Genomic DNA, 20,830 nt, shown 5'->3' with positions numbered 1-20,830 from the left:
ATTGTTTTTAACGCTGCACCGGCTGACACATTGGGCTGGTTTTGACTACATAAGGCCGCAGGATAGGCGCCATGCCTTTAAGCACCTGCAGCGGCAGGGCAGACGTGAAACTGAAATCATCAGCACCTTTTCCTGGTACAAAAGCGGTCAGGGTACCGAAATAACTGTCACCTAAATAAAACACAAAAGTCGCGGTACGGCTGGTGGCGGTTGATGCCACTGTTTTGCCACGGATCACTTGTGTCGCCACGCGGTTATCACCGGTACCGGTTTTGCCGCCGACTTGCAACGGTGAGCTGTCCGCTTTGACAAAACTGCCGTTTAAGCGCCGTGCTGTGCCGTCTGCAACCACTTGTCCTAGGGCTTTTTTCAGTGCCCGTGCTACTTCCGGCCTCATCACGCGCTCGCCGGCGCTGGCATTAAAGCCAAGTTGCACTTCATATGGGGTCCGCGCAGCAAAATGCAGGCTATCGATGCGGATGGTCGGTAAACGCATACCATCATTCTGGATAATACCCATCAATTCAGCGAGCGCAGCAGGGCGGTCGCCCGAGCTGCCCAGTGCAGTACCAAGGCTTGGTACTAAGTGATCAAACGGATAACCCAGTTTGGCCCAGCGCTGATGAATGTCGGTAAAGGCTTCAACTTCCAGCATGATGCGGATGCGGGCGTCGCGTGCTTTGCGGTTCGGTGTTTTAAATAACCAGCGATAGACCTGCTGACGCTGTTCGGCGCTGGCTTCAATCACTTCTTTCATCGTCGCTTGCGGGTGATTGTTCAGATAATTCAGCACCCAGAGTTCCAGCGGGTGGGCGCCGGCGATATAACCCTGATCCGGCAGGCTAAACTTACCCGGGCCGTATTGCGCATACATATCCTGCAGTTTTTTATTGGTCAGCTTGTCGCTGTCCGGCAGTTTGTTGCGCAAAAAAGTGGCGAAATCGGTGAAACTGGCGTCTGGTAACAAATAGCGGTGCACGGCCGCGAGGCGATCCGGCGTTTGTTTCAGACCATCAAAAAAGGTTTCCAGCCGCTCGTCCATCGGCTTTTGCTGATACTTGCGGAAGAAGCGGCGCAGAAATTCGCTGCCTTCCTTGTCGACAAACTTACGCAGATATTCTTCCCGTTTTGGATCATTGTCGGCGCGCAGCAACAACGATGTACTGCCTTGTGTCTGATAACTGCTGGCGTAGCTGACGATATCGCGCAGCAGGCGGACAAACGGCAGGTTATGCGATTGCTGCAATGACTGACGAATGGTCGGTACTTTACCGTCTTCATCTTTATTGAAGTTGTTAAATACCTGCAGGCCACCGCCGGTGAAAAAACGTTCCGCCGGTGAGGCAGAGTATGTGCGTTCCAGCGAAGCTTCTAACATCGCTGGCAGGCTGCGATCAGCAGTGGTCGCCATGTAATTGGCCGCCCAGCGCGTGATATGGTCGTTAGGTGCGATATCCATCGTCAGCAGGCTGTCGGGGAGTTCGTCGACAAAGGACTGATGCAGTTCGGCGATAATTTCCAGGTAGCTGGCCAGCACCCGCAGTTTGGCTGTAGAACCCAGCTCCAGTTTGCTGTGTTCGTTTAAATCAAACGGCTGATCAGTACTGTCAGTTTGTACCCGCACTCTGTTACCGTCGGCGGTTTTCTCAAACAAAGTAAAGCTATAGAGCACATCACCGGTGCGTGAGGAGGACAACAGCCGCTCACCAATCAGGCCATGCTGTGCGGCGGTATTCGGATTTGCCAGGCTTTTTAAATAAGCACTGACTTTTTGCTGCACCTCACCGTGTAAAGTGCTGTGCGCATTCAAATCCAGCCGGTCCAGGTCATACATTGGCTGATTCAGCAGATTACCAAGCCGCAGCCGTGCTGAGTTAATACCTTTGCGGCTGTCGGCCTCATCTTTAGCTTTGTTCGCCTGTAACCGGACAAAAGTCAGTTGTTCACTCAACGCTTTGTCGCGCAGTGACGCATCGATAATGCCGGCGCGCGCCAGCAAACGGATGTGGCTGTCGGTCAGCTCTTCCAAATCAGCATGGCCTTGCAGCAGGTAATAAGAAGGCCGGCGCTGGGCAATCATCAGCGACAGCATCTGGCGGAAATAACGTGCACGCTCGGTGGCAGTTTCCGCTTGTTCCGGCTGTGCCAGCAGCGTATTGGCGCGGTTAAAATCAGTGCCAAACCAGGCATATAACGCATCGCCGACACCGTGGACTTCGCCATGCCCGGGCGCGGATGACAGCGGCACCGTATTGAGATAATCCTGTACTATCCGGGTTCGTACGCCCTGGGTGTTCGGGCCGTGCTGATAAGCGCGGATAGTGCCGGAAATGATCTGAATGGCTTTGTCTTCAAAGCTTTGGGTCAGGCCCATTGGCGAGTGGCGGAATTTTTCAATTTGGGTCGCAAGCGTCGAGCCACCGGCCGACTGACCGCCAATGGCCAGCACTTTGCCAACCTGACTGACTGCCGCCATCACGAACCGTGGCCAGTCCATCACCGGGTTGGCTTGTGGTGGGATGGTCAGCAGGTTGCGGTTTTCAATAAATAACAGACTATGGGCAACCAGCAACGGGATTTGTTGTGGATGCTGATAGACCCGTTGCGGGTAATTAAAATCAAAAATGGTGTCGTTGCGACAATCAGCTAAAAACAACCCGCTTTGGACTTTTTCCCGATACGGTGGGAAAAACCCTTGTGCCGCAAAACCTTGCATTGCCGGCGAGAATTCGGCCTGGGCACGGATGACAAAACCGCGCTCCTGTAAGCGGGCTAATAAATCCGGTAATTTGGTGTAGCCATGACGTTCGTCAAAAGGGCCGGCACCTGGATAGATGACCCGGCTGGCTGGTGCATTTTGTAATTGATAAGTGAGCGTTTTCGCATAGTCGCTGATTGGTTTGGCGCTGTAATACGCAGTGCGCATCTCAAAAGCGACAAGCACAGCCGAAGCGGCTAGCAACAACAGCAATAACACCGGAATTAAAGAACGCCGCTGTACCACCACAGCCGGTTCAGTCGGAGGCATCGCAGCTGGTTGTTCCCGGTAATTTTCAAACTGAATGTTTTCAAGAGGAAGTTGCGGTGACAACGGCTGAGTCCATTTGCTGAGCTGAAAAAACAGCCGCAGATTTTAGCCTGAAGCGCGTTGGATTGCAGCTTAAATTTCAATACCAAAGCAGCTTAATGCGCCGGTTCTGACGGGAAAGGCGGTAAGTCTTCGCCGAACCAGAACTGCAGATTTTGCTGCAAAGCGCGGTCTTTACGCAGCCGGTCGATCACCGCATTAACCCTGAGAACTGCCAGCTGGCCCCAATTATTGTCGGGACAAGCGACGGCTCCGGCCAGCCAGTCCTGATAACCGGCGATCGGCAAAAACACCAGCTTACGCTGCGCATGCATCGCATAAAAATTCAGGCTGCTGATGTAGTCGATGGTGACGTCCAGCTGCTGTTGACTGAGCATTTGCAGGTGCAGCATGCTGGCGTCTTTGCCGGTGTTAAAACTGACATGATTTGGGCTGTGCAGGCGGTGCTCATCCAGCAGCGGCTGTAACTTGCCATATCGGCGCTGTGGCGGAAAACCAAAGCGCAATTCACTTTGCAGCAGTTTAGCCAAATCGACCGGATTGCCAAAACGCCGGCTGATTTCTACCGCCAGTTCCGGACGGGTAATAATGCCATGCGGTCGGTAATAATGGGTTGGTTTACTGAATAACCGGCCTTGTTGTGCCGCCGGTTCGGCTGAATACAAAGCACAGGGATAACACAGGTTTTCTTTGGCATCGAGACGCTGCCGGATCCTGACTTGCGGTTCGACCAGAAATCGATGCCGCACATCCGGCAAATACACCTGCAGCCGTTCTATCAGCACATCGCAGAATCCGGCGCCTTGATCCGGCCCTTCCAGAATAAAAAATGGTGCTTCCGGATTCATGCCCCACTGAATGTGAAATTGCCGGTGATTACTCTGCTGAATTTGCAGGATTTGTTGTTCCGGTAATAATGCCGGCAGCTGCTTTTGCTCCAGCTGCGTGGTTGGCGCCCGCACCGGATCTGGTGTCGACGATTGCAATCTGTAAAGGTTCAGACCAAACAACAGCAAAGTCGTGACAATCAACGACAACAGAATTTTCATGCGGCAAACTGCAAGGCGGTGGTTTTTTGTAGACTAGCACAGTGGCCGGGCAGATCCAGCCACTGTTATACCGGGAGTATTAGTCGTGGTGATGGCCGCCGGCGCCATGAGCATGGCCATGGGCGATTTCGTCGGCAGTGGCTTCGCGCACAGAGACCACGTTCAGGTCAAAAGTCAGAGTTTTGCCGGCCAGTGGGTGATTGACGTCCACTTCGGCTTTAAACATGCCTACTTTGACAATTTTCACCTGACGCGGACCATGTTCGGTCTCGACGACAGCTGTCATGCCCGGCGCCCATTTTTTCGCGCCTTTTAAATGTTTGACCTGAATGCTTTGGATAGCATTGTCGTCACGCCCGCCGTAGGCGTCTTTGGGTTCGACAACCAGTGACAATAGGTCGCCGGCCGACTTGCCTTCCAGCGCCTGTTCAATGGCTGGCAACATATTCTGGTGGCCGTGCAGATACAACATCGGCTCGCCTTTGGCTGAATCTTCAATCAGGCCTGATGCGTCTGAAACGCGGTAATGCAGTTGGACAACGCTGTCCTTGGTGATGATCATCTCTGAGTTTCCAAAATTCCGGGGGCGGCGATTATAACAAGTTCACCGCCCGGCGGAAGGGGCTTAATGATCACAATCATGATGATGTCTGTGGCGGTGTTTATGGCGTTTTGGTTTGTGCCAGTGACGTTGTTCCTGATATTCCCGCACTTCAACAAAACGCACCGACTGACCACAGGCGCGGTAATGGTGGCAATAACGGCCCCAGTCGCGCTGATGGGCATAAGGGGCTTCAATCACGACGATGCGGTCATAGGACGGGTAGGGATCGGCGACTCGCACGTGGCCATGAACTCCCGGTAACACCTGGCCATAAAGATTGACCTCTACCTGGCTGGCTGCTTTGGCGGTGCCGGCTGTGACGGCGACTGACAACACAGCTGCGAAAAGAAAACACTTGTTCATAATGCCTCCGGCGCTACTTCAGCACATGCTGATGCAGCTAATATGGCGAAGTCATCTGAACCTTTTCTGAATCAGTGACGGCAGTTGTGGCTGTTGCAGTGGCCAGCTTTTAGGGTCGAGCTGAAAGAACTGCTGCATTAACCGATAGAGCTGGGGCTGACAGTCGGCCAGATAGGCCGGCATTTCAAAGAATAATTCACTGAGCACGGCAAAAAATTCAGCCGGATTGGTGGCGGCATAAGGGTCAATCCAGGTTGGAGAGCTTTGTTGCAAATCGCGTTGCAGCTGGTCGAATGCCGTCTGCATCTGCCTGGACCATTGCTGTTGCAGTTCTGCTGTCGGCAGGGGCGGGAAGCCATTCACGCTGCCGGTTTGCTGATCCAGCTGATGGGCAAACTCGTGGATCACCAGATTGCGGCCATCGTCAGCGACTGCAGCGCCGGCTAAGGTATGACGCCAGGACAAAATGACCTGGCCCTGTTGCCAGGATTCGCCTTCCCGCCATTCGGTTTTTTCATGTACCACGCCGACGCCGTCCGGCTGGTTCAGGTCGACGGCAAAGGCATCGGGGTAAACCAGCACCTGACGGAGTCCCGGATAATCATTGACCGGCAACCGGGCCGTCAACAGACTGGCTTGCGCGGCAATCAACACCCGCATCTGGTCGGTCACCGTCAGGCCATCACAGCCAATAAATTCCACTTCGGCGATAAAGCGCTGTATTTGCTTTCTGACTTGCTGCTGCACGTCAGCCGGCAAGGCGCGATAGAGCGGCCAGCGCTGCTGCAGAATTTTACGCCAGGCCGTTGGAAAAGACTGTTGTGCCAGTTGAATGCGGCGCTGACGGCGGCGATAAAGCGGATAAAAAACAGTGCCCAGAGCCAGCACCAGGATCAGTAGCAACAGCAGGTCGCGGCCATACTGTTGTAAAATAGGTTGGAAAAAGTTTGAAAAAAAATCAGTGGGCATTTTGCTTCAAAGTAGCAGGATTTATTCTGCTGAGATGGGCGTGATTGTGGCAGAATTCAAGCTCTGACCGGCAGAACTGCGATGGTCATCACAGATTTCTGGAGTAATTTTCATGAAAATATTCGAATTAAATCAAGAGCTTTCCGTGGCGCAAACCATATTGGCACAAATGCGCGATCCGGATATCCAACTTGACCGCTGGCGTTTTCGCCATAACTTACAGCGCCTTGGTATGTTACTGGGGTATGAATTATCCAAAACACTGCAATATCAGACTTTTCCGTTACATACCTCATTAGGCGTAGCCCGAGGGGCAGATTTAGATCAGCAACCTTTGCTGATTTGTGTTATGCGGGCCGGCTTGCCGTTTTATCAGGGCTTTGCCGATGTATTTGATCAGGCTGACAGCGGTTTTATCGGCGCTTACCGTCAGGCTGAACAAGCGGGAATGGAACAGGATATTTTTCTCGGTTACAGCGCCAATCCGTCGATTGAAGGCCGTGACGTAGTGCTCATTGACCCGATGCTCGCCACCGGCTCGTCACTGCTGAAAGTCTGGCGTTTACTGGCACAAAGCGGCACGCCACGCAGCTTGCACATAGCGGCGGCTATTGCAGCGCCTGAGGGCCTGGCACTGTTGCAACGCGAGCTTGGTACAGCAACGCATTTCTGGCTCGGTGCGGTCGATGAGCGCCTGAATGAACAGGCTTACATAGTGCCGGGCCTGGGCGACGCCGGCGACTTATGTTTTGGCGAGAAGAGCTGACTATTTACCATACTCAATGCCGATGATGCCGGTGCAGGCGATACAGCAGGATGCTGACCGCCAGCACCACCAGTGGCAAACTGAGGCTCTGGGCGTCTTTCAGCGGCAGTTTTGGCCACCAGTGCTGGATGGACGCCAGCAGTTTGTCACAAAGCGCTACTGCGTAGTAACTGATCGCCACCACAGAGACCCGTTCTACCGCGCGTTGCAGGCTCAGTTGTAACCTCACCCGCTGGTCCATCGACGCCAACAAGCCGGTATTCTGCCGCTCCAGTTGCAAGTTGATGCGGGTGCGCAGCAGCTCGGTTGAGCGACCGAGGCGGTTTGACAGATTACGCTGGCGGTTTTGCACCGATTGCGCCGTGCGAAAGGCCGGTGTCAGCCGGCGCTCAGAGAAATCCTGCAAGGTCATCATGCCGTCGACCTGCTGCTCGCGCAGCGCCTTTAACCGGTCCAGTGTCAGCTGGTAGTAGGCAGCGCTGGCATCCAGCCGGGCGTTATTGTTGGCGATCAGATGTTCCGTCTGCGCTGATAACTGGCTGATCTCACGCAGCAATTGCTCGTCAGAGCCTTGTTGCTGTTCGATGCGCTGGGTGATATCCGATAGTTGTTGTTCCATCAGATGTAACTGACTGAGCGCCTGGCGGCTGGTTGGCCAGCCGAGCAGGCTGAGTTTGCGGTAATTTCCCAGATCAAACAATTGCTGCACCAGCCGCGCCAGTGCCGACGGCGATAAACCGTGGTCCAGCAGCAACATACGGCCGGCGCCTTCCGGGTGCTTACGGAAATCGGTCCAGACCCTGGCTTTGCCATCGGCAAGCAGGCTCGACATACAATGTTCGGCGGCAAACAAAGCGCCGGCGTTGGCTTGTTCGGATGCCGGTAAGACCTGTAGTTGCACCACGCGAAAGAGCTGGCCTGGGAGTGGGTTAAACCAGTCCAGACTTGGCAGAAAACTCAAGGGGTCTTCAAAGCCAGTGGCCTGACCGGATTTAATAAAACTGTAAGTTGAAAACTCAGAATGTCGCTCCCAACGCAGCATCACCTCGCCCAAATCCAGGTTCAGGTCAACATCGCCTTCCAGCAACGCAACGCCATATTGGTGGGCAAGCTGTTGCAGCTGCTGAAATTCGAGTGGTCGCGAGGCCAGCCCCACCGTCAGCATCCAGTGACAGATCCGGCAAGGCGCCTGCAGCGCCGGGAAAAACCGTTGTTGTAATTCCTTTTCCAGTAAATCGCGTTGTGGGTGATTTTTCAGGTTCAGCATAAGACCTCCGGGTCAACGACGACTGCAGTCTGTCAGCCTTCTGTGTCAGGCTGGCGACAGCAGATGCTTTCTGACTGCAGCAAAGGTTATTCCAATCAGAGGTTTTTTTAATTCTATGATTTTTAAATATAAAAATTCATGAGTTGGACGGTGATGCCACGGTGGGTACCAGTCTGGTGCAGTATCAGGCGAAAAAGGTGCAGCCGGTAAAACGGCCATGTTACATTAACACTTTGTGATTTTAACGATGGTTAGATGGCGATGGTGCCGGTAGAAGCGATCCTGATCCTGCTCAGTCCGATATTTTTTCTGTTTATTGCCTTTGAGTGGTATCAAAGTGCGTGCCGGGACAGTGGCATCTATCAATGGCGCGATTCGCTGGCAAATTTCGCCACGGCCGCCATGCATCAGGGCGGTGATGCGTTGTCTCTATTACTGCTGATGCCGCTGTTTTACTGGCTGGCGCAGTTTGCGTTGTTCGACCTGCCATTTAATCTGCTGAACTTATTGCTGTTGTTTCTGCTGCAGGATTTTCTGTATTACTGGTTTCACCGCGCCTCGCACCGTGTGCGCTGGCTTTGGGCCTCGCATGTCGCGCATCACAGCTCCCGGCTGATGAACTTCAGCACCGCCTTTCGCCAAAGCCTGACTTATCCGTTGTCCGGTATGTGGTTATTCTGGGTGCCGTTGGTGTTGCTCGGCTTTGACCCCAAACTGGTGCTGGCGGTTGTGGCCATTAATCTGGGCTTTCAGTTTTTTGTGCACACCCGCGCCGGCAGGCATTGGGGCGCTTTGGGTTATGTGCTTAACACGCCGTCCTGGCATCGGGTACACCATGCCTGTAATGATATCTATATCGATAAGAATTTTGCCGGCGTGCTGGTGATTTGGGACCGGCTGTTTGGTACTTTTGAAGCTGAGCACGACCATACGCCCTGTCGTTTTGGTATCACTGATGATTTTGAATCGGTCAATCCACTGACTATCACTTTCCACGAGTGGCGGCGAATGCTGGCCGATGCTGCCGCGGCACCCGGTTTGGCGGCAAAATGCGCCGCACTGTTTGGCCCGCCACGACCTGAACGCATAAATTCCTCTGAGGAGCTGAGATCTTGATCAACCTAAGCCTGATGGGCTTGTTTATCCCGACTTTTTTATTTGTTTCTATCACGCCAGGCCTTTGTATGACGCTTGCACTGACCGTCGGCATCAGTCAGGGCGTGCGCCGGGCGTTGTGGATGATGTGGGGCGAATTACTCGGCGTTGGACTGGTAGCCTTAGCTGCAGTGCTTGGCGTGTCGGCACTACTGCTTAGTATGCCTGGCCTTCTGACGGCGTTTAAATGGCTTGGCGGCGCTTATCTTGGGTATCTGGCGCTGCAAATGTGGCAAAGCAAAGGCAAACTGGCGATCCCGGAACCGGGGCAGGCGCAGCAAAGCTCACGCCGTGAATTGTTCACCCAGGGCTTTGTCACTGCGGTGTCTAATCCCAAAGGCTGGGCCTTTCATATGGCGCTGTTACCGCCATTTATCGATGCCAGTTTACCCTTCTGGCCCCAATTGCTGGTGCTGTTGGCGATCATTTTACTGCTGGAATTCGCCTCCTTGCTGCTTTATGCCAGCGGCGGCAAAGCGTTGCGCGTGCTGTTTATGCAGGACGGCAACGCCAGACTGATGAACCGTATTGCTGCGACGCTGATGGCTGGCGTAGGCATCTGGCTGGTGTTGTCCTGAGTGAAACCAAGTCAGCAAGTTTTCCTTAGTCAAAGCGCCAAATCAGACTGAACTGGCTCTGATAGAAGTTGCGTTGTAATGGCCAGCCCGCCCACTGGCCGCGACTGGCCTGATGGCTGTTCATCCGGCTGAATTCACTGAGAAAAACCCAGTGCTCACTGAGCGGGAATTGCCAGGCGAAAGTCCAGTTATGACCGCGCCCGCTGTTGTCGTCACCCGCTGTAGCATCACGATCCCATTGTTGCCAGTGGTCATACCGCAGTGTCGCTTGCCACAAGTCATGCTGATAATTCAGCAAAACAAAAGCGGCGCGGTAGTCGATTAATACCGTGTCATAACCCATCTCAGTGCGGCCATCCAGATACTGACTGACCAGACGCCAGCGCTCGCTGAGTTGCTGTTGGAAGGCCAACTGATCAAACTTGTTCAGCCAGGCGTATTGGCCCTGAGCCAATACTGTCGGGTCGGCCCGGTTGTCATAGTGGTAAAAACGCAATTCGGTGTCTTGCCTGTACAGGTAGTGCAGGCCGCTATACCAGCCGGTGTGGCCGTCCAGTTCAACAAAAGGTTCGACCCAGTCCGGTTGAAGCTCCAGCGGAAAGCGACGCAGGCTCGGGTAGTGCGCAAAGTCCACGCGGCCACCAATCCGGGTTTGCAGGTTATGCACAGCAAAACCGCGCCATGCAATTAAGCTGCCCAGCGGGTCGTTGTTACGAAAAGCGCCAAGCACCGCCTGCCAGCTATGATTGCTGTTAAATGCCCTGCCGGGCCGACTGACATTCAGCTCCAGCGTTTTTGCCCGCAGTTCTTCAGCAAACCAGCTGTTGATGGCGGAAAAACTGCTGCTGTAAGGCGAGCTCCAGACCAGATCGGTATTTTCCAGCGACAGGGCCGGATAAAACCAGCCGGCTCGGACTTTCAGTCGATAGCCATCCAGTGGTAACGGCTGATATTGCAGCCAGGCTTCAGTCACGCCGCTGGCGGCATCAAGCGCCTGCTGATGACTTAAATGCAAACGGGCAGACCAGGGACTATCGCTATTGATTTGCAGCGCAGCCAAAATTGGCCCTGTGGTCAGACGGTCATCGCTGATGGCGAGTTGGCCAGTGCCTTGCTGCCACCAGGGGCCCAGGTTTTTATGTTGTTCGCTGTGCTGCACCCAACCGAGTTCAGCTTTTGCCTGCAGCTCCAGCCAGGGCGTCAGTTCTGCGCTTTGTGCACTGGCAACAAGCAGTATAAATGCTGCTGCAGCATGATGGATCTTTGGCATTACGAACATCCAATAATGTTAAATGGTTAAAATCTAAAGTTTTTCACAGCTGATACATGCTAATTTAGCAGTTTTATTTCCGCTGGGGTGGCATTTATTCAGCCGGTCAGCCTGCTATACTGCCAGCCGGTTGAGCCTGGCAGTTCCTTGCAACAGCGCATGGCAGGCCAGAGTCTGGTGACTGAGCGTTGCGGGACATTGTGCCCGGGCAAATGGAGAGATCTGATGTCTTTAATTCGTGTTCTGTCGTTATGTTGTTGCATGTTGCCGGCATCACTGCTCGCGGCAGAAGTGCAAATCAGGATCCTGGACCAGCAAGGCGTGCCACTGGCTGACGCTGTCGCGGAACTACAACAGGCGCAGCCGCAGGCAAATCTTTCGGCACAAGCAGTAAAGCCAGCCGAAGTTGCACAAAAAGACCTGACCTTTGTGCCTTTTGTTTCTGCGGTGCAAAAAGGCACTCAGATAGAATTCCCCAATCAGGACAAAACCCGTCACCATGTTTATTCATTTTCGCCGGCCAAAGTGTTTGAGCTGAAACTATACGCCGGTAAACCCGAAGCGCCGGTGCTGTTTGATAAAGCTGGCGTGGTCGCGTTAGGCTGCAATATTCACGACTACATGCAAGCCTTTGTTTACGTCGGCGACAGTCCCTATCTTGCGGTCAGTAACAATGATGGCTTGGTTCAGCTAACCGGCGTCGTGGATGGTCAGTATCAGCTGAAAGTCTGGCATCCATGGCAGGACGCAGAGCAGCCCACAGTCGCTGTGACAGTTCCTGCTGCTGCAGTAATTGAGATTAAATTGCCGGTCACCCGGCAGGAAAAACCGCAAAAACCGAAAAAGGGTTTTGGCAATTCGTATAACTGAGCTTTTCACTTTTTTATAACAAAGGAATCGATATGGCTACCGTGACTCTTAAAGGCAATCCGTTTCAGACCGTTGGCAATTTACCGGCAGTTGGTGCCAAGGCACCTAATTTTGTTTTGACAGGTGCAGGCCTCGCCGATGTATCACTGGCCGATTTTGCCGGCAGCCGTTTAGTGCTGAATATTTTCCCGAGCGTGGATACACCAACTTGCGCGACCTCTGTACGTAAGTTTAATCAGGCACTGAGCAGTCTGAACAACACCAAAGTGCTGTGTGTTTCTGCCGACTTACCTTTTGCTCAGGCCCGTTTTTGCGGCGCTGAAGGTCTGGAGGCGGTGCTGAACGGCTCTAGTTTCCGCAGTAACTTTGGTCAGGATTATGGTGTGACTTTCGCCGATGGCCCACTGCGTGGTTTATTGTCGCGCGCTGTGGTGGTGATTGGTACTGATGGCACCGTGTTACACACAGAGCAGGTTGGTGAAACGGCTGACGAACCGTCTTATGAAGCGGCGATCGCGGCGCTGGCATAATCCTGAAGCGTATGAACAAGCAGCCTGCGGGCTGCTTTTTTTTTGCCTCGCATTTCGTGATATTTTGTGTTTCATGCACACGCGTTCGCTCAACAGTATTGTTAGCTCTAGTTTTTTCCAAGAGTCAATAAATTAAAAAGATAATAAAAACATATATATAAGTTTTGTTGTTTTGTTTCTTCTGGATTTAGCCTGAATTTAAGAGTACAAATGTGCGCTGAAATTAACAGGTAATACCAGAGCGATGCCAGCGATTTTCCAAACCATTTATCAGGAACTATGCCAGACCCTGTTCCGCCAATCCGGCTTCATTGCCGCAGTCGAGCCATTTCTGCGTAAGTTAATCCCGGCTCATCGTGCCGGGTTATACCGGGCACGCATCCTCAGTATCACGCCACAAGCAGGTTGTTTGCGGCTGCGGCTTAAAGTCAGCCGCTTGTTTCCGGCATTTGTCGCCGGCCAGCATCTTCAGCTGTTTGTTGAGCTGAATGGCCGTTTGCTGGAACGAACCTTCAGCATTTGTAGCGATGTGCAGCGGTTATCTGAGCAGCATGAGCTGGAGCTGGCTGTGCAAATTCAGCCACAAGGCCGTTTTACCGGCGCCTTGCCAGGAACGCTGCGACCCGGCATGTATGTACATCTGAGTCGCCCGGTTGGTGACTTTTGTTTTATGTCGCAGCAACCGGCTTGCCTGATTGGCGCCGGTAGTGGCGTCACACCGTTATTTTCGATGCTGAGTTCGATCAGCCGTCTGACCCAACCTCTGACCTTTATCTACAGCTTTCGTGGCAAGGAACGCTTGTTGTTTGCTGCAGAGTGGGCAGCCTTGCAGGCGAAGTTTCCGTTGCTGCAATTGGTGCTGTGGGACAGCGCAAGGCAGGGAAGGCTGACACCTGAACGGCTGCTCGGTGAGCTACAACCTGATCTGCAGGCGCATTTCTATTTATGTGGTCCGCGACAGTTTACCGCCGATTTTAGTCGGGCTTTGTTAAACACAGGTGTTGCGGAAGCTGCGATCCGCAGTGAAAGTTTTGGCGTTATTGCGCCATCTGCCGGCGAAACTCAGCCTGTATCGCTGCAGCTTGGTCAGCATAGCTATCCGCTGGGCGGGCACGGCAGCTTGTTGCAGCGCGCCGAACAAACCGGGGTGACAGTGCCTTATGGCTGCCGGCGCGGAGTTTGTATGCAATGCCTGTGTGAAAAAACCAGCGGTGTGGTCAGAAACTTGCTGACTGGTGAATTGTCCGACGCCGGCCCCGGCCGCATTCAGCTCTGTATCAGCGAAGCAGTAAGCCCAGTCAAAGTACAAAGTGTGGAGATAAGTGCCTGATGGAAAAACATCAATCACAACAACCTGATGCCCTGCAATTGCATGCGCTCGCCGCTGAGCTGGACCAGTTGCTACAAACGGAAAAGGCAACTCTTGGTGCTGCTGATGCGCTTTACCTGCAGCGATTGGTATTCTGGCAGCGCTGCTGTGCCCTTACCGGCCGGCTCGGCTTATTGTTATGCTGGTTCAGCTGGTGGTGGTTATTGCCTTGTGTGTTGCTGCTGGCGCTGGCCAAAATCCTCGACAATATGGAGATTGGCCACAACGTGTTGCATGGTCAATATGACTTTTTGCGCCATCCAACGCTGAATTCTCAACGTTTTGAATGGGACATTGTCTGCGATTCCAAATCCTGGCAACGCACGCATAATTTTGAGCATCACACCTACACCAATATAATCGGCGAGGACCGTGATTTCGGTTATGGCCTGTTACGTCTGTCTGATGACCTGCGCTGGCGGCTGCAAAATAGCTGGCAACTGGCGACTTATCTGCTGCTTAGCACTTTTTTTCAGTGGGGCATTGCCTATCATGAACTGGCTGCGCAACGCGTCTTTTTTGGCAAAAAAAAGCCGGGGCGTTTTAGTCAGGTCAGTGACCTGCAACTGAAAAAAGCCTTTTTTACCAAAGCCCGGCGCCAGCTTGCCAAGGACTATCTGGTCTACCCATTGCTGTGTTGGCCTGTGGCTGTGCAAGTGCTGGTTGGCAACTTTGCCGCGAATCTGCTGCGCAACTGGTGGACATCGACGGTGATATTTTGTGGTCATTTCACTGAACAGGCGCAAGTGTTTCAGCCAGAGCAATGCCAAAACGAAAGTCGCGGCCACTGGTACTACCGGCAGATTCTGGGCTCCTCCAATTTCAGCGGTCCACGCTGGTTACATATTCTGACTGGTCATTTGAGTTGTCAGATTGAACATCATTTGTTCCCGGACCTGCCAGCCTGGCGTTATCCGGCTTTGTCAGCCAAAGTGCAGCAAATAGCGCAGAAATACGGTATTACCTACAACACAGGTTCATTCTTCCGGCAATATCTGACTGTGCTCAAGCGGATTTGGCGTTATTCCTGGCCCTGAACAGTTGCTTTCCGGCGATGGATTCGTCAGTGTAAAGCGGTAAGTTTTATTAGCAGGACAACATCGATGACAACTTCCACTGTATGCGGGCTGCGCCAGATTGCCTACGTCGTTGCTGACGTACCTGGGGCTGTAGCTTTTTTTCAGCAGCTGGGTTTGCCTTTGTTATTTCAGCCAGCGCCACAACTGGCTTTTATGGAGCTGGGGGACGTCCGGCTGATGCTGACTCTGCCACAAGGCGCCGGCGTTTGTGGCCAAAATTCAGTGTTATATCTGCAGTGCCAGCAGATTGAGCAGCAATATCAGCGTTTGCTGGACGCTGGTGTCAGTGGTGAGCGGCCACCGCAGTGTGTGGCGCCGATGCCGGATCATGATTTATGGCTGGCGTTTTTCCGTGATCCGGAAGGTAATTTGTTAGCGCTGCTGGAAGAAAAACTGACGAAAATTTGATATTTTCCGGCAACCTGAAGTTCTGATTGCCAAGCTGCAGTCAGACTTATTAAACTCGGTGAGAATAACAAAAATAATATATAGCTGAGGCATAGCTTGCGAAACTTATACTCCGGTTTTTTACTGGGATTGCTGTTGATTTGTTCCAGTCTGTTTTATGGGCTGGCTTTAACCAATTCAGACCGCAAATTTCAACAGGACAGCTCAGTGCTGGATGGTACCTGGCGTCTGGTTGCTGTGCGCCAGTTCGACAGCAATGGCAAAGCTGTTCCGGTCTCAGTTCCGTCACAGGCACTGCAAACGCTGAAAATTGTCGCCAACCGTCATTTCAGCCGGATAAACACGACTACAGATGGCCGTATTGTCAGTACCAGCGCCGGGCTGATTGAACTGACCGCCGATTTGTATCATGAATACAACGGCTTTAAACCTGATCAGGCGCATAGGCAGGCTTATCAGTGGCGCCTGACGGATGGACTTCTGACACAACGCCGGACAGAACAAGGCCGGGTGACGGAAGAAATCTGGCAACTTATTGATTAATATAAGAACGATTTAGGTTTCATCTTTCCCACGTTGAACGAAATTCACGCCACTGTAAATTATTTTGTGCAGAAGCTTCGCCCAGCCGCCAAGAGCGCTGAAATGCACTAAGCTTGCTCAGAACAGGGCAAGTCGACGGGGCAACTTATGAAATCCACCAGTTTTCTGTGCTTAATTCCGCTTTTGCTGTTTATCTCCTCCTGTGGTCCAAAAACGCCAGCGCCTGACAGTACGGCGCAACCTGCAACAACACCGGCAGCTGCTTCCACTGTCGCAGAACCCGCCAAACCAGCTTTAAGCTGCCAGCTGAAACTTGGTTTTGAAGCCTGGGAACCTTATCAATACACGTCACTGGACAATAAACCGGCCGGGCTTGATATCGAACTGGTGCAAGCGATTGCCAGTCAAATGGGCTGTGAGATTGTGGCGCAACAGGGCACCTGGATGGATCTTATTGGGGCGTTGAAAAGCGGCGGCGTCGATTTGCTGCTCGGCGCTTCAGTCACGCCGGCCCGGCAGGAATATGCTTATTTTTCCGACTCTTATCGCCAGGAACAGTTTGTACTCTTCGTACGTTCGGACGATGTCGCCGGTTATCCGCAGAATACCCTGGCGGATTTTGTCGGCAGCGGTAAAAAAGTCGGCATCATCAGCGAATATTATTACGGTGCTGAATTTGCGGACCTGTTTAAACAAGAGACGCTGAAGCCGCAGTTTGTCGAGGCTTCACTTGGTGAGTTGAATCTGGCGAGACTACTGGATCAGGACATTGACGGCATGCTGGAAGACAGTTTTGTTGGTCATGCAATGCTGCGCCGCAAAGGGCTGGAAAAACAAATCGGCGTACATTCGATTTCAATGGGCAACACTGATGTATTTGTGATGTTCAGCAAAGCGACAGTGAAGCCGGAGCAAGTCAGTGCTTTTAATCAAGCGCTGGCAGCCATCAAAGCTGATGGCAGGTATAACGCTATAGTGCAGCGATATACTCATTGAGCGCTAATCAGTTAGCTGCAGCAGCTGACTGGTAAAACTGGTTTTGAGGTAAAAGCCGCGCGGCAACGCCTGTACAGGTTCGCCGCCGGCACCAATGGCGCGGGTCAGTGCCTGACTATTCGCGCCTTTAGGCCGTAGCTGCAGCACTTTGCCGTGGCTGCCTTTGATCTGTGCTAAACCACCGAGCGCCAGCAAGTCCATTAATTCCTCCCAGTCCTGACGCAGCAGTTGTTGTTGTTCAGCGCTGGGTTGCCACAAAAACGCCCGTCCTATCATGCGCTGCGCCAGTGGAATACCACGCTCTGCCAGCACTGGTACCCAAAGTACATGCTGTAGTTTCCGGCAGACCCATGAGTCCTCCCAGCGCTGCAACGCGGCACCGGTCATTGGCGCGACGCAGACATAAGTACTTTCCAGCGGTTTGCCGCTTCGGTCTATGGGGATAGTTTTTAATTCAACGCCGAGATGGGGGAAATCCGGCTCAGCTTTAGACCCGGCACTGGCACCTAAAGCCAGTTCTAACAATTGTCCGACTGTGCCTTTGTCTTTTTGCAGATCAGCCGGTAACTGTTGATTGAGTTCCGCTGCCAGTTCGGCCAGCGTAAAGCCGGCCAGTTGCCGGGCTCGTTGCAGTAATTCAGTGGTGGAGTCAGGAGAAGCAGGTCGCATAAAACAGTCCGTCTATCACTTTGAGTACACTAACATTTTTAGTCAGAACTTTCTGGTGAATTAATCAGCAACCCAACTTATACACAGAGCAGAGGCTGTTTTTAGTCGGGTTGAATTGCTTTAACAGCATGAAATACAAAGAGTATTTCCAAAGTTATTGTTTTAGCAATGGAAACCGGATTAAGTTATTCAGGGATAAAAACAAGGATATGCACAGTTATATGCACAGTCACTGTGTAAAAGTGCACAGGCGGATACTGTATAAATGCCAAGTTGTGGATAACTTGGGGGCGACTTCAGTTAAATTCAGTTTGCTGTCCCTTCGACTTTGTGAAAGAATCAATCCAACGCTGTTGTAAACAAGCCAGAGGTTTGTGTGATCGATGCCGAAGGCTTTCGGGCCAACGTCGGTATAGTGATTTGTAATCACCAGGGACAGGTGTTTTGGGCTCGCAGATACGGACAGCATTCGTGGCAGTATCCGCAAGGTGGTATTGATGATGGCGAAACGCCGGAACAGGCCATGTATCGGGAACTCCACGAAGAAGTCGGACTCAGTGCCGCAGATGTAGAAATAGTTGCAACGACCAAACACTGGTTGCGCTATAAACTGCCGAAGCGGCTGATCCGGCGTGATTCGAATCCGGTGTGTATCGGCCAAAAGCAAAAATGGTTTTTGCTGCGGCTGACCTGCCGGGATGAAGACGTTAATCTGCTGAAAACCACGCATCCTGAGTTTGATGACTGGCGTTGGGTCAGTTATTGGTACCCGGTGCGGCAAGTTGTGGCTTTTAAGCGGGAAGTTTACCGCAAGGTCATGAAAGAGTTTGCCCCAATCGCTTTACCTTTTATTCGACGGGAAATTAAAAAGAAATAACAAATGCCGGCCGCTGGCTGGCATTTTGTTTTGATGTGAGGTTGGAAATGCTCAGCCAGTTGCGGCGCATTGTGCAGGACGTAGCTCAGGAGCCATCGCTGGAAAGCGCTTTGGCCGGATTAGTCCGCAACGTCAAACAGGCGTTACGCACAGAATGCTGTTCCGTTTACCTTGCTGATTACGAACAACAACATTTTATGCTGATGGCAACTGACGGGTTGAACCCGCATGCCATTGGTAAAGTCTCGATAGGTTTCTCTGAAGGCCTGATTGGCTGGGTCGGTCAGCGCGAAGAACCGATTAATCTGGCACAAGCCCATCTGCATCCCCGTTTTAAAGTTACCCCTGAAGTTTCTGAAGATTGTTTTTCGGCTTTTTTAGGCTGTCCAATCATCCATCACCGTAAAGTGCTCGGGGTGTTGACGATTCAACAGTCAGACTCGCGCATTTTTAACGAAGACGAAGAATCCTTTTTAGTGACCTTGGGCGTGCAACTTGCGTCTGTGCTGGTCAATGCGGAAATGCGCAAGATGTCTTCTGGCGGCACTGCGTCTGCGCAGCAAAACAGCCAGATGCAAGGCCTGATTGGTGCGCCTGGCATAGCGATTGGTGAAGCTTATGTATTGCAGCCTGCCAGTGATTTTGATGCCATTTCCTTAAAGCACACTGACGACCCGGAAAAAGAGCTGAATCGTTTTTATCGCGCCGTTAAAGTCACCAAGGCCGAATTTAACCGACTCGCAGAGCGCATGAGCGGGCATCTGCCGGCCGACGCGCTGGCGATTTTTGACGTCTATCACCAGCTGCTCGATGCAGCCAGTCTTGGCAATGAAATTGAAGCGCAGATTAAGCAAGGCTGGTGTGCCAAAAGTGCCCTGAAGCTGGTCGTTGAGCGTTTTGCCCGCCAGTTTGACGATATGGACGACCCATACCTGCGCGAACGTGGCACTGATATCCGCGACTTAGGCCAACGGGTACTGAATCATCTGCTGGAAACTGAGCAGCGCCAGCATCGCCTGCCAGAGCATGTCGTGTTAGTTGCCGAAAATGTGTCGGCTTCAATGCTGGCGGAGATCCCACGCGCTCAACTGGTAGCGATTGTCTCCCTTAAAGGCTCGGTGAACTCTCACGCCGCCATTATGGCCCGTGCCCTTGGTATTCCGGCGGTGATGGGTGTTGATGAATTACCGTTGATGCAATGGCAGGGGCAACGGCTGATTGTCGATGGTTATCAGGGCCATATTCTGGTGTCGCCGGCCGATGCGATTTGTCAGGAATATCGCACGCTCATCAGTAAAGACGCCGAACTCAGTGCGCGTTATCAGGCCGAATTACATTTGCCGGCCAAAAGCAGCTGCGGTCATGATTTCAGCCTGATGGTGAACTCGGGCCTGGCGATTGAACTGGAAACCACACAGTCTGAGTTCACCAATGGTGTCGGTTTATACCGTACTGAGTTCCCTTTTATTATGCGCAGTCGTTTTCCGACTGAGCTGGAACAGGTTGAGTTGTATCGTAAAGTGCTGCAGGGTTATCCGGGTAAACCTGTGGTGATGCGCACATTGGACGTTGGTGGTGATAAACCGCTGCCGTATTTTCCTATTTCCGAAGAAAACCCGTTTTTAGGCTGGCGCGGCATTCGCCTGACGCTGGACCATCCGGAAATTTTTCTGGTACAGATCCGCGCCATGCTCAAAGCCAATATTGGCTACAACAACCTGCACATCCTGCTGCCGATGATTTCAGATCTTGCCGAAGTGGACGAGTCTCTGCGCTTGATCCGTCAGGCCTGGTTTGAAGTGGACGATGAGTTTAATGGCGAAAATATTGTCGCTAAACCCAAAGTTGGCGTGATGATTGAAGTGCCGTCAATAATGTTCCAGCTGCCGGAGCTGGCACGCAAAGTCGATTTCTGTTCGGTTGGGACCAACGATTTAACCCAGTATCTGCTTGCAGTTGACCGCAACAACCCGCGGGTCGGCAATTTGTATGATGCGATGCATCCGGCCGTGTTGCGCGCGCTGAATCAGCTCGGGCAACAGGCGCAGGGCTTACAATTCCCGATCAGTATTTGCGGTGAGCTCGGTGGCGAACCGCTGGGCGTCTTGACGCTGGCGGCGATGGGCTTTAACAGTTTTAGTATGAACCACAGTAATCTCGCCAAAATCAAATGGTTATTGCGCCGGATTGATATGGCGGAACTCCGGCTGTTGTTACCGGACGTGCTGGCCTGCCAGTCGCCTAAACAGGTGCGGGTGCTGGTGCAACGTTTCCTCGATCAGAAACAGCTGTTGAACCAGTTGCGTGCCTGAATCTGATTGTGTCCCACCGCAAAATTGCTTGGATTTCACGCCGCATCTCGTATGATGTGGCCCTTTAT

20 protein-coding genes are annotated in these 20,830 nt (G+C 52.5%); 12 read left to right on the top strand and 8 right to left on the bottom strand.

All coding sequences use genetic code 11. The annotated features are described in order from the left end of the window. Positions 1 to 7: 7 nt before the first annotated feature. From Q399_RS0103840 to Q399_RS0103820, 5 genes are all read right to left on the bottom strand, one after another. Positions 8 to 3,028 carry a transglycosylase domain-containing protein gene (locus Q399_RS0103840; RefSeq protein ID WP_051685802.1) on the bottom strand — a complete coding sequence of 1,007 codons (3,021 nt, stop codon included), beginning with the start codon at positions 3,026 to 3,028 and terminating at the stop codon, positions 8 to 10. A gap of 155 nt (positions 3,029 to 3,183) precedes the next feature. After that, complete coding sequence (locus Q399_RS0103835; RefSeq protein WP_031565711.1) at positions 3,184 to 4,137, bottom strand: hypothetical protein; 954 nt, start codon at positions 4,135 to 4,137, stop codon at positions 3,184 to 3,186. 79 nt (positions 4,138 to 4,216) lie between these two features. Further along, positions 4,217 to 4,699 (bottom strand): FKBP-type peptidyl-prolyl cis-trans isomerase, encoded by a 483-nt coding sequence (locus Q399_RS0103830; protein WP_031565709.1) that lies wholly within the window; start codon positions 4,697 to 4,699, stop codon positions 4,217 to 4,219. Positions 4,700 to 4,762: 63 nt separating this feature from the next. Beyond that, positions 4,763 to 5,104 carry a hypothetical protein gene (locus tag Q399_RS0103825; protein WP_031565707.1) on the bottom strand — a complete coding sequence of 114 codons (342 nt, stop codon included), beginning with the start codon at positions 5,102 to 5,104 and terminating at the stop codon, positions 4,763 to 4,765. Between the two features lie 51 nt (positions 5,105 to 5,155). Further along, positions 5,156 to 6,073, bottom strand: a complete 918-nt coding sequence (locus Q399_RS0103820) for a M90 family metallopeptidase (RefSeq protein ID WP_051685713.1) — start codon at positions 6,071 to 6,073, stop codon at positions 5,156 to 5,158. Between the two features lie 112 nt (positions 6,074 to 6,185). Here Q399_RS0103820 and upp point away from each other — a divergent pair, with 112 nt between their 5' ends. Continuing rightward, on the top strand, positions 6,186 to 6,839 hold the full coding sequence (upp, locus tag Q399_RS0103815; RefSeq protein ID WP_084164066.1) for a uracil phosphoribosyltransferase: 654 nt from the start codon (positions 6,186 to 6,188) through the stop codon (positions 6,837 to 6,839). Positions 6,840 to 6,852: 13 nt separating this feature from the next. Here upp and Q399_RS0103810 read toward each other — a convergent pair whose 3' ends face one another. Continuing rightward, complete coding sequence (locus Q399_RS0103810) at positions 6,853 to 8,106, bottom strand: DUF3422 family protein (RefSeq protein ID WP_031565700.1); 1,254 nt, start codon at positions 8,104 to 8,106, stop codon at positions 6,853 to 6,855. Between the two features lie 255 nt (positions 8,107 to 8,361). On the opposite strand from Q399_RS0103810, the gene Q399_RS0103805 reads away from it, so the two are divergent. Together Q399_RS0103805 and Q399_RS0103800 are read left to right on the top strand one after the other, a co-directional pair. Next, complete coding sequence (locus Q399_RS0103805) at positions 8,362 to 9,222, top strand: sterol desaturase family protein (RefSeq protein WP_245612820.1); 861 nt, start codon at positions 8,362 to 8,364, stop codon at positions 9,220 to 9,222. Beyond that, a complete protein-coding gene (locus tag Q399_RS0103800) occupies positions 9,219 to 9,839 on the top strand; it encodes a LysE family translocator (RefSeq protein ID WP_031565696.1) in 621 nt (206 codons plus the stop codon). Before Q399_RS0103805 ends, Q399_RS0103800 begins: the two co-directional genes overlap by 4 nt. Before the next feature lie 25 nt (positions 9,840 to 9,864). On the opposite strand, the gene Q399_RS20985 is transcribed toward Q399_RS0103800, so the two are convergent. After that, positions 9,865 to 11,109, bottom strand: coding sequence for a hypothetical protein (locus Q399_RS20985; protein ID WP_051685712.1), 1,245 nt, complete (start codon positions 11,107 to 11,109; stop codon positions 9,865 to 9,867). Between the two features lie 225 nt (positions 11,110 to 11,334). Between Q399_RS20985 and Q399_RS0103790 the strand changes: the two genes are divergently transcribed. The 7 genes from Q399_RS0103790 to Q399_RS0103760 all read left to right on the top strand — a co-directional run bounded on the left by Q399_RS0103790 (position 11,335) and on the right by Q399_RS0103760 (position 16,904). Then, complete coding sequence (locus tag Q399_RS0103790) at positions 11,335 to 11,979, top strand: methylamine utilization protein (RefSeq protein WP_031565693.1); 645 nt, start codon at positions 11,335 to 11,337, stop codon at positions 11,977 to 11,979. A 32-nt stretch (positions 11,980 to 12,011) separates the two neighbouring features. Next, positions 12,012 to 12,509, top strand: a complete 498-nt coding sequence (gene tpx, locus Q399_RS0103785) for a thiol peroxidase (RefSeq protein WP_031565691.1) — start codon at positions 12,012 to 12,014, stop codon at positions 12,507 to 12,509. A gap of 244 nt (positions 12,510 to 12,753) precedes the next feature. Continuing rightward, complete coding sequence (locus Q399_RS0103780) at positions 12,754 to 13,839, top strand: flavin reductase family protein (RefSeq protein WP_031565688.1); 1,086 nt, start codon at positions 12,754 to 12,756, stop codon at positions 13,837 to 13,839. Further along, a complete protein-coding gene (locus Q399_RS0103775) occupies positions 13,839 to 14,915 on the top strand; it encodes a fatty acid desaturase family protein (protein WP_051685711.1) in 1,077 nt (358 codons plus the stop codon). Before Q399_RS0103780 ends, Q399_RS0103775 begins: the two co-directional genes overlap by 1 nt. Positions 14,916 to 14,981: 66 nt before the next feature. Further along, positions 14,982 to 15,365 (top strand): VOC family protein, encoded by a 384-nt coding sequence (locus Q399_RS0103770; protein WP_031565684.1) that lies wholly within the window; start codon positions 14,982 to 14,984, stop codon positions 15,363 to 15,365. A gap of 96 nt (positions 15,366 to 15,461) precedes the next feature. Then, positions 15,462 to 15,908 (top strand): hypothetical protein, encoded by a 447-nt coding sequence (locus Q399_RS0103765; protein WP_031565682.1) that lies wholly within the window; start codon positions 15,462 to 15,464, stop codon positions 15,906 to 15,908. A gap of 147 nt (positions 15,909 to 16,055) precedes the next feature. Next, positions 16,056 to 16,904, top strand: a complete 849-nt coding sequence (locus tag Q399_RS0103760) for a substrate-binding periplasmic protein (RefSeq protein WP_031565680.1) — start codon at positions 16,056 to 16,058, stop codon at positions 16,902 to 16,904. A gap of 3 nt (positions 16,905 to 16,907) precedes the next feature. Here the strand turns inward: Q399_RS0103760 and mutH are convergent, their stop codons facing one another. After that, on the bottom strand, positions 16,908 to 17,573 hold the full coding sequence (gene mutH, locus Q399_RS0103755) for a DNA mismatch repair endonuclease MutH (RefSeq protein ID WP_031565678.1): 666 nt from the start codon (positions 17,571 to 17,573) through the stop codon (positions 16,908 to 16,910). A gap of 376 nt (positions 17,574 to 17,949) precedes the next feature. Between mutH and rppH the strand changes: the two genes are divergently transcribed. Beyond that, positions 17,950 to 18,450 (top strand): RNA pyrophosphohydrolase, encoded by a 501-nt coding sequence (gene rppH / locus Q399_RS0103750; RefSeq protein WP_031565675.1) that lies wholly within the window; start codon positions 17,950 to 17,952, stop codon positions 18,448 to 18,450. 47 nt (positions 18,451 to 18,497) lie between these two features. Next, positions 18,498 to 20,762, top strand: coding sequence for a phosphoenolpyruvate--protein phosphotransferase (gene ptsP / locus Q399_RS0103745; RefSeq protein WP_031565673.1), 2,265 nt, complete (start codon positions 18,498 to 18,500; stop codon positions 20,760 to 20,762). The last annotated feature ends 68 nt before the right edge of the window (positions 20,763 to 20,830 follow it).

Source organism: Rheinheimera texasensis DSM 17496, assembly GCF_000711985.1.
Classification (GTDB): Bacteria; Pseudomonadota; Gammaproteobacteria; order Enterobacterales; family Alteromonadaceae; genus Pararheinheimera; species Pararheinheimera texasensis.
Note: the sequence above shows the minus strand (reverse complement) of the source record. Positions and strands in the feature narration are given on the sequence as shown.

Bases quoted from the DNA above. Each gene is read 5' to 3' on its own strand.
- Q399_RS0103840 (WP_051685802.1), bottom strand. From the start codon at position 3,028: ATGCCTCCGACTGAACCGGCTGTGGTGGTACAGCGGCGTTCTTTAATT.
- Q399_RS0103790 (WP_031565693.1), top strand. From the start codon at position 11,335: ATGTCTTTAATTCGTGTTCTGTCGTTATGTTGTTGCATGTTGCCGGCA.
- ptsP (WP_031565673.1), top strand. From the start codon at position 18,498: ATGCTCAGCCAGTTGCGGCGCATTGTGCAGGACGTAGCTCAGGAGCCA.
- mutH (WP_031565678.1), bottom strand. From the start codon at position 17,573: ATGCGACCTGCTTCTCCTGACTCCACCACTGAATTACTGCAACGAGCC.
- Q399_RS0103805 (WP_245612820.1), top strand. From the start codon at position 8,362: ATGGCGATGGTGCCGGTAGAAGCGATCCTGATCCTGCTCAGTCCGATA.
- Q399_RS0103835 (WP_031565711.1), bottom strand. From the start codon at position 4,137: ATGAAAATTCTGTTGTCGTTGATTGTCACGACTTTGCTGTTGTTTGGT.
- upp (WP_084164066.1), top strand. From the start codon at position 6,186: ATGAAAATATTCGAATTAAATCAAGAGCTTTCCGTGGCGCAAACCATA.
- Q399_RS20985 (WP_051685712.1), bottom strand. From the start codon at position 11,109: ATGCCAAAGATCCATCATGCTGCAGCAGCATTTATACTGCTTGTTGCC.
- tpx (WP_031565691.1), top strand. From the start codon at position 12,012: ATGGCTACCGTGACTCTTAAAGGCAATCCGTTTCAGACCGTTGGCAAT.
- Q399_RS0103825 (WP_031565707.1), bottom strand. From the start codon at position 5,104: ATGAACAAGTGTTTTCTTTTCGCAGCTGTGTTGTCAGTCGCCGTCACA.
- Q399_RS0103820 (WP_051685713.1), bottom strand. From the start codon at position 6,073: ATGCCCACTGATTTTTTTTCAAACTTTTTCCAACCTATTTTACAACAG.
- Q399_RS0103780 (WP_031565688.1), top strand. From the start codon at position 12,754: ATGCCAGCGATTTTCCAAACCATTTATCAGGAACTATGCCAGACCCTG.
- Q399_RS0103775 (WP_051685711.1), top strand. From the start codon at position 13,839: ATGGAAAAACATCAATCACAACAACCTGATGCCCTGCAATTGCATGCG.
- Q399_RS0103770 (WP_031565684.1), top strand. From the start codon at position 14,982: ATGACAACTTCCACTGTATGCGGGCTGCGCCAGATTGCCTACGTCGTT.
- Q399_RS0103760 (WP_031565680.1), top strand. From the start codon at position 16,056: ATGAAATCCACCAGTTTTCTGTGCTTAATTCCGCTTTTGCTGTTTATC.
- Q399_RS0103810 (WP_031565700.1), bottom strand. From the start codon at position 8,106: ATGCTGAACCTGAAAAATCACCCACAACGCGATTTACTGGAAAAGGAA.
- Q399_RS0103830 (WP_031565709.1), bottom strand. From the start codon at position 4,699: ATGATCATCACCAAGGACAGCGTTGTCCAACTGCATTACCGCGTTTCA.